We start from the raw sequence: 6,497 nt of genomic DNA, 5'->3' as shown, positions 1-6,497 counted from the left end.
GACCCACCAGAATCAGCTGGGGGACGACCACGTCCGCAGGTTTTCGGTATGCCAGAATGAGCTGCAATCGACTGGACCCCTGAGGAGCAACCGTGGCGAACACCGAGGTCGAACGACACACCGGCGTCGACATCGAAGACGTGCCATCGGTGAACTGGGGCTGGTCGAAGCAGAGTCATCGCGCCATCCAGATCGGCGGCATCCTGGCCGGGTTCTTCATGCTGGCCATGCTGCGCGGAAACCAGGTGGGTCACGTCGAGGACATCTGGCTGATCGGCTTCGCGCTGGTGATCTGGGGCATCGTCCTACGCGACTGGTGGCTGCGCCGCCGAGGCTGGACCCGCTAGCACGACCGTCGGACGGCCGCTGAGCAGTTCCCGACGACTCCGGCGCCGATGAGTTTTCCACGGGACCGCAGTCTCAATTGACGTCCCAACGGCAGCTATTCGCATAGAGGTCAAACATGCCCCGTACCAACCTCTCCATGTCCGTCTCCGCCGACGGTTACGTCGCTGGTCCCGACCAAAGCGCGGACGAACCGCTCGGCATCGGGGGCCCCGCCCTCCACGATTGGCACCTCGGCGCGGCCAAGGACCACCCGGTCAACCGCCAGGTCGTCGACGAGATGATGGACGAGATGGGTGCGACCATCATGGGTCGCAACATGTTCGGCCCAATCCGGGGCGAGTGGAAGGATTCGGACTGGAAGGGATGGTGGGGTGACGTCCCCCCCTACCACTGCCCGGTCTTCGTTCTGACGCACCACCCGCACGCGCCGATCGAGATGCAGGGCGGGACCACCTTCCACTTCGTCACGGATGGGATCGAGTCCGCATACGCCCAAGCCAAGGAGGTCGCAGGCGACCTATCGATCTCGATCGCCGGCGGAGCCTCCTGCGCCAGGCAGGCGATCGAAGCCGGGATCGTCGACGAGATCGACCTTCAGGTGAGCCCCGTAATCCTCGGCTCTGGCGAGCGTCTGCTCGACGGATTCCAGGCGGGTAGACCCACCCTCGAACTCGCTCGCGTGCTGGAGGCTCCAGGCGTGGCGCACCTGCGTTACCGCGTGATCAGATAGCGGTTTCGTCCGGGGCGTGACATTTGAGCGGATTCTTGTAAACCTGTGACGATGAGTCTCGTTGCCGGCCGTGGGCCTCTCAGCGTCGATCCCGCCGGCTGGTTCTCCGCCCCGGTGCCCGCCGACGTCGTGTTCGTCGAGCCACACCCTCGCCGCATCATGGCGATCGTGGACGGCCGCACTGTCGTCGACACCGAACGCGCACTGCTGGTGCACCGCCGCGGACACGCGCTGAGCTACGCGTTCCCGGACGACGAGGTGACTGGCCTTCCTCGCGAACCGGTCACCGAGGCACCCGGCTACGTCCACGTGCCGTGGGATGCCGTCGACACCTGGCTCGAGGAGGGGCGCAAGCTCGTCCACTACCCACCGAATCCGTATCACCGGGTGGACTGCAGGCCCACCAACCGCGGACTGCGCGCCGTCGTCGCAGGCACCGTGCTGGTCGACACGGTGGACACCGTCATCGTCTTCGAGACATCCTTGGCGCCAAGGCTTTACGTCGATCCTGCCATGGTCCGGACCGGCCTCCTGCGGCGATCGGATACCAGCAGCTACTGCAACTACAAGGGTTACGCCACCTACTGGTCACTGGCCATCGACGACACCATGCACGACGACGTTGCCTGGAGCTACGAGGACACCCCTGCGGAAACGCTTCCCATCCGCGGCTTCCTGAGCTTCGACGAGACGCGGGTCGACGTCATCGCCGAGTTGCCTGCGGCGGTGGGCGCCGCGGACTGCGGCTGCGAGGTCTGATCGCGGAGAACCCGTACAGTCGTGCGGGTGTCAGCCGGATGGGGGTCGTTACTCGGCGAACTGACGGCCTTCGCCACCGTGGTTGCGCTCTCCCCGTTCTCCGTCATCCCGGCGATCGCGCTCGTCGTCCACAGCGAGCGTCCGAAGCCCACCGGGCTGGCGTTCGTCGCGGGTTGGCTCACCGGCAAGGCGGCACTCACCGTGTTGTTCGTCCAGGCCCCTCGACTCCTGGACGGTCTCGACGAGCCCGCCCCGCACTGGACGGCGTGGGGGCGGGTGGCCGCAGGCATCGTCAGCATCGCCGCGGGCATCTGGTACTGGTTCAAACCTCCCAAGGCAGTCCGGGCACCGCAGTGGGTGACCAGGATCAAGAGGATCACGCCCGTCGGCGCGGCCGCTGTCGGCGTCGCGCTGACCGTGGTGAACGTGAAGGTGCTATTGATGTGCGCCGCAGCGGGATTCGCGATCGGAGCGGCGCAGTTGAGCGCTCTCGGCGCCGGTGCGGCCGTGGGGTACTTCACCGCGCTCGCGGGGTCGACGGCCGCGATTCCGATCCTCGCGTACCTGGTGTGGAGTCACAGGGTCGACGCCCAGCTCGAGCGTTTCGGGAACTGGATGCAGCGACGACAAGGCGTCATTACGACGGTCCTTCTGATCCTGATCGGTATTGGCTTGCTGTACAACGGCATCGACGCCGTGTAGCGCTCAGCTCGAGGCGATGACGAGCTTGCCGAACTTCTCGATGGTCTCCACGGCATGGGCCAGGCTGTCGCCGGGGATCTGAACCTGAGTCCACGTGACGCCGAGCGCCTCGAGTTTCTCTACGCCGGAAAGGAATTCGTCGGCGTTGAAGTCGTCGTCGGCCGGTGCTCCCCCATTGGCGTTGGTGAAGGTGACGTCGATGACCGAAGGGTCTCGCCCAGCGGCATCGCACCTGCGCCGGAGATCGTCGATCCCCGCGGCCAGGTCATCGAGCGTTTCCATGGCGGCCGTTCGCGCGGTCTGGGCCAGCACGGCGGGAGCCGGAAACGGGCACCACCCGTCACCGTGCTCGGCCACCCGGCGTCGCGCCGCGGCGGTATTGCCGCCGATCCAGATCGGCGGGTGTGGCCGGCTGACCGGCCTCGGGTGTGCGGTGATCCCCGTTGCCGTGAAGTGCCGACCCTCGAACGAAATGTCGTCATCGGTCCATACGCTGCGGATGACCTGGAGGGCTTCCTCGAAGAGCGCACCGCGTTCCTCGAAGTCCACGCCGAGCGCGATGAATTCACGCTTCAGGTAGCCCACCCCGACGGCAAGGGTGAAGCGGCCTTCGGACAGCAGGTCAAGCGTCGCCCCTGCCTTCGCCACCACGAACGGATTGCGGTACGGCAGCACCACCACGTTCGGGATCAGACGCAGCGTGGTCGTGTGCGCGGCCGCGAAGCCCATCGCGACGAAGGGGTCGAGAGCGTCGTGACCACCGGACTCCAGCCAGCGCTGCGTCGGCGCTGGGTGGTCGGTGAACCCGAACCCGTGCAGACCGGCCGCCTCTGCCGCCGCGGCGACTGCCCCGACGCCCTTCCCGCTGACGAGTTCCGGGTTGTAGGGGTGGCTGTGCATGGGATGGGTGATCGTGAACTTCATTGAGCCACAGCTCCTTTGTTGGCGGGCGGTGAATAATTGGGGCGGCCGAGCCCGAGCGCGTGTTGGGCGATCATGTTGCGGAACACCTCGAGGGTGCCGCCGTAAACGCCCGTCGGACCCGCCAGCCTGAAGAGGTACTCCACTCCCCCGTCGTCGGCCGCGCCGCGGGTCCCCACCGGTAGGGCGGAGGCGGTGCCGAGGATGTCCATCAGGTCTGGTGTCACGTCTCGCAGGGTCTGCGCGATGGCGACGCGGCCGAACATCTCCGGCGTGCTCATCGCGGCGTCGAGACGGGCGACGACGCGACCCAACCGATATCGCACGGCGCGGTCGTCGGCGACGATCCCTGCGATGGCGTCGACCGCCCGAGCCAGCAGCACGATGTGTTCGCTCATCGCGGCGATCTTCTGCAGGCCTTGGGCGTCGCGCACGACGGTGCCGTGCTCGGCGTTGAGCGCTCCCCTCAGCACCGTCCAGCCGCCGTTGATCTCACCGACCCGGTACCCGTCGTCGATGCGCACGTCGCCGTAGTAGGTGATGTTGGTGCGGTCGCCGTCGACGGTGCGGATGCCCTGGATCTCGACGCCTGGCGAATCGAGTGGAACGAGGAACATCGTCAGGCTCTGGTGCTTGGGTGCGCCGGGATCGGTGTTGGTGATCAGGAAGACGTATCGCGCGTTGTGGGCGTTCGAGGTGAACATCTTGGCGCCGTTGATGATCCAGCCGTCACCGTCGCGCACGGCGCGCGTCTTGCAGGTGGCGACGTCCGAGCCGCCGTCGGGTTCGGTGTACCCGAGACAGAGCCGCGTCGGGCCTGCCATCACCCCTGGCATGACGGCAGCGACCAGTTCGGGTGTGCCGAACTGTTGCAGCGCTTGCGCGACCATCCTCGTCGTTCCGGAGTGAAACCACGGGGCGTGTGCGCGGCCGATCTCCAACTCGAAGATCCGCAGGCGCAGAGCGTTGAAGCCACCGTGCGCCTCGGTTTGGTAGTACTGCGCCAGGTAGCCTTCGTCGCCCAGCCTGCAGTGCACGCCCTCGTCGAAGTTGTCGCCGGTTTCGCGATCGTGCCGGACCACCTCGTCGGTGACGATCTCGGCGAGGAGCGCACGCAGGTCGTCCTGGAAGGTCTGGTCGTCCGGTGCCAAGGCGACCCGTGAGAAGTCCATCTAGTAGTCCGTCGGCGCGATGACGTCGGGTCCGTACTTCCGTCCGATCAGCGACCACGGGTCGGCGTAGCGTCCCCGCTTGTCGATCCGCCGCTGCATGGCGAAGACGAGCCTCAACGTGGGGCGGAGAAGCGGGCCGAGCACTCGCAGGACGGGCCGGAGTCGCTTCTGGTCCTTGGCAGCCCACGCCGCCGTGTCCTGCCAATCATGCCGCTGAAAGTCGAGCAGCGCCTGCGACTCAGTGGTGTCGAGCCATCCGGTGAAACTCCAGCCGTGGTCGTCGTCCGGGTCGCCGGGGAGGCTGGCCCTCGGCCCGAGTCGACCCAGTCCGACCGCCTGCATCATGTCATCCTCCAACTCGCGATGCGTGCGGACGTGAGTGTCGTTCCCGCCGATCAACAGGACCTTGCCGTCGATGGCCGCGCCGCGCGCCACGGCGTTGGCGAAGGCGAGTGCGACGTCGCGGGCGTCAACGGTGTGCATGCGGTTGTCTCCTGGCGTCGCCCTCATCAACGCCAAGTAGTCGGTGTTCATCTCCGACGCGCCGTCCGGCGAGATGATGCCCCCCAATCGCAGTATGACGAAGGGCAATCCGCTGTCCTTGATGATCTGCTCGGCACGGGACTTGTCCTCGCCGTACTGGTCGACGGGGTTCACGGTCGTCTCGGCGGTGATGCGCTCGGGCAGGCGATACGGGTTGCGCGAGCCGTATACGGCGGCGCTGGACGCGTAGACGATCAGCGGCGCCTGCGACAGTGCCACCGCGGCTTCGACCACGTGTCTGGTGCCGCCGACGTTGACTCGTCGCGCCTGCCTCGGATCTCGGTAGGACGCCGGCGCGAGGATGGCACCCAGGTGCACGATCGCCTGCGGCTGGTGTTCGGCAACGAGCGCGGTCACCGCCTTGGCGTCGAGCAGGTCGACATACGCCGGAATCAACGAGCCCGGCCGAGCGTGCTCCGCGAGTTCCTCGGCGGCCGCTGCCGTCTTGTCGGTGCGCAGATCCATCGCGACGACGGTGCGGCCGCGTTCGAGCAGGATCTGGGTGCAGCGCCGCCCGACCTGGCCGAAGGCTCCGGTGACGAGAACCGTTTCCGCGGTGTTCATTTCGCCATCTTCCGCGCCAGCCGGGCACTGACCTTCTTCATCCGGTCGGAGACGTACACCGAGACGAACGCGTTGAAGACGTCCTCGCGCAGCCTGGTCAGGGTGGAGGTCTTGATGAGCCACTGACCGTCGACCTTCTGGTATGTCTCGTGATAGTGGCCGTAGCCGCGAAGATTGATGCCGGGCGCCAGCCTGACGACGTCCTCGAGTGCCCAGATCCCGCGCGCGGTACTTGGCGAGGTGACCTCGAGCTCGGGTGCGTGCACCTGATGGGCCGTCGCCTGCGACGACTTCCTCAAACTGCTACGCGTGAACGCGACGAAGTCGTCGGCGCCATGGATCACCTTGCCGCCCGCCTTGGACGTGTCGCTGACGAAGTCATCGGTGAAGACCTGACGCCAAGCCAGCCAGTCCTTGGCGTCCAGGAGGCGGCAGTAGCGAGCCTTCAATTGTTTGAGCGCCTCGATGTCCACGAGATCTTCTGCGTCCACTGCCTGCCATTTCGGTGGTATTCGAGCAAGGGCGTACTCCAACACCGTGACACTTTCGCGGCCTTTTGTAAACCGGACCGATGGCATGTCGGCACCGGTCGTCAGCGCACCCCACGGGACCGAACTCGATAACGAAGACTGACATCAACCGATGTCATATCCTGTCGGCGTCGTGTACCGCGTCGACAGGGGCCAGCCCTCGTCGGCAGTGAATCCGCACGCCACGACGGAATGTCAAAGGGGACATCGATGATGGTGCACGAACGA

Annotated in this window: 8 protein-coding genes; 4 read left to right on the top strand and 4 right to left on the bottom strand. The window is 66.2% G+C overall.

Features of this window, described 5'->3' with window-relative positions:
* Positions 1–92 precede the first annotated feature (92 nt).
* From QOD90_RS14910 to QOD90_RS14895, 4 genes are all read left to right on the top strand, one after another.
* On the top strand, positions 93–347 hold the full coding sequence (locus QOD90_RS14910) for a DUF2631 domain-containing protein (RefSeq protein ID WP_526350981.1): 255 nt from the start codon (positions 93–95) through the stop codon (positions 345–347).
* A gap of 116 nt (positions 348–463) precedes the next feature.
* Entirely contained in the window at positions 464–1,078 is a 615-nt protein-coding gene (locus QOD90_RS14905; RefSeq protein ID WP_526350979.1) for a dihydrofolate reductase family protein, read from the top strand.
* 51 nt (positions 1,079–1,129) lie between these two features.
* Positions 1,130–1,837, top strand: a complete 708-nt coding sequence (locus tag QOD90_RS14900) for a DUF427 domain-containing protein (RefSeq protein ID WP_526350977.1) — start codon at positions 1,130–1,132, stop codon at positions 1,835–1,837.
* Between the two features lie 27 nt (positions 1,838–1,864).
* Positions 1,865–2,539, top strand: a complete 675-nt coding sequence (locus tag QOD90_RS14895; RefSeq protein ID WP_526350975.1) for a GAP family protein — start codon at positions 1,865–1,867, stop codon at positions 2,537–2,539.
* A gap of 3 nt (positions 2,540–2,542) precedes the next feature.
* Here the strand turns inward: QOD90_RS14895 and QOD90_RS14890 are convergent, their stop codons facing one another.
* The 4 genes from QOD90_RS14890 to QOD90_RS14875 are packed head-to-tail and all read right to left on the bottom strand — an operon-like array spanning position 2,543 to position 6,230.
* Positions 2,543–3,463 (bottom strand): LLM class F420-dependent oxidoreductase, encoded by a 921-nt coding sequence (locus tag QOD90_RS14890; protein ID WP_526350973.1) that lies wholly within the window; start codon positions 3,461–3,463, stop codon positions 2,543–2,545.
* Complete coding sequence (locus QOD90_RS14885) at positions 3,460–4,632, bottom strand: acyl-CoA dehydrogenase family protein (RefSeq protein WP_526350971.1); 1,173 nt, start codon at positions 4,630–4,632, stop codon at positions 3,460–3,462. Before QOD90_RS14885 ends, QOD90_RS14890 begins: the two co-directional genes overlap by 4 nt.
* Positions 4,633–5,739, bottom strand: coding sequence for an NAD-dependent epimerase/dehydratase family protein (locus QOD90_RS14880; protein WP_526350969.1), 1,107 nt, complete (start codon positions 5,737–5,739; stop codon positions 4,633–4,635). It lies immediately after the preceding gene.
* A complete protein-coding gene (locus tag QOD90_RS14875; RefSeq protein ID WP_526350967.1) occupies positions 5,736–6,230 on the bottom strand; it encodes a nuclear transport factor 2 family protein in 495 nt (164 codons plus the stop codon). The genes QOD90_RS14880 and QOD90_RS14875 overlap by 4 nt, the downstream gene beginning before the upstream one ends.
* Positions 6,231–6,497: the final 267 nt, after the last annotated feature.

The sequence above is a fragment of the Mycobacterium sp. genome, assembly GCF_032161845.1.
In the GTDB taxonomy this organism is placed as follows: Bacteria; Actinomycetota; Actinomycetes; order Mycobacteriales; family Mycobacteriaceae; genus Mycobacterium.
This window is presented reverse-complemented; position numbering and strand designations above follow the sequence as displayed.